Origin of the sequence: Variovorax boronicumulans NBRC 103145 (genome assembly GCF_001591345.1) — a bacterium.
Classification (GTDB): domain Bacteria; phylum Pseudomonadota; class Gammaproteobacteria; order Burkholderiales; family Burkholderiaceae_C; genus Variovorax; species Variovorax boronicumulans.
Map to the genome: position 1 here is coordinate 1 of NZ_BCUS01000278.1, position 835 is coordinate 835.

At 73.8% G+C, this 835-nt stretch carries 1 protein-coding gene; it reads left to right on the plus strand.

Annotated elements, in window-relative coordinates; all coding sequences use genetic code 11:
* Positions 1 to 835 (plus strand): aldehyde dehydrogenase family protein (locus tag VBO01S_RS31530; protein ID WP_157627560.1); only part of this gene is annotated, 835 nt, incomplete at both ends.

An 835-nucleotide genomic window follows, 5' to 3' on the forward strand; every position in this document is an offset into this window, starting at 1 on the left:
GTCGGCGCCGCGCTGGTCGGCGACGCGCGCGTGCAGGGCGTGATGTTCACGGGCTCGACCGAGGTGGCGCGCCTGCTGCAGAAGACACTGGCTACGCGCCTCGGTGCGCACGGCGCGCCGGTGCCGCTGATCGCCGAGACCGGCGGGCAGAACGCGATGATCGTCGACTCGTCCGCGCTGGTGGAGCAGGTGGTGGCCGACGTGATGGCCTCGGCCTTCGACAGCGCGGGCCAGCGCTGCTCGGCGCTGCGCGTTCTGTGCGTGCAGGAAGAAGCGGCCGACCGCCTCGTGGCGATGCTGCAGGGCGCGATGGCCGAGAGCTGCATCGGCAACCCCGCGCGGCTCGCGGTGGACGTGGGCCCGGTCATCGACGACGAGGCGCGCGACGGCATCGAGCGCCACATCGCCGGCATGCGCGGGCGCGGCCGGCGCGTGTTCCGCCAGGGCCGCGAGTTCGGCCACGACACGCGCCACGGCACCTTCGTGCTGCCCACGCTGGTCGAGCTGGAACACCTGGGCGAGCTGCAGCGCGAGGTGTTCGGCCCCGTGCTGCACCTGCTGCGCTACCGCCGCCGCGACCTGGGCGCGCTCATCGGCCAGATCAACGGCAGCGGCTACGGCCTCACGCTGGGCGTGCACACGCGCATCGACGAGACCATCGCGCAGGTGGTGGCGCAGGCGCAGGCAGGCAACGTCTACGTGAACCGCAACATGGTCGGCGCCGTGGTGGGCGTGCAGCCCTTCGGCGGCGAAGGGCTGTCGGGCACCGGGCCGAAGGCCGGCGGGCCGCTGTACATGGCGCGCCTGCTGTCGGCGCGGCCCGACGACGTGCTGG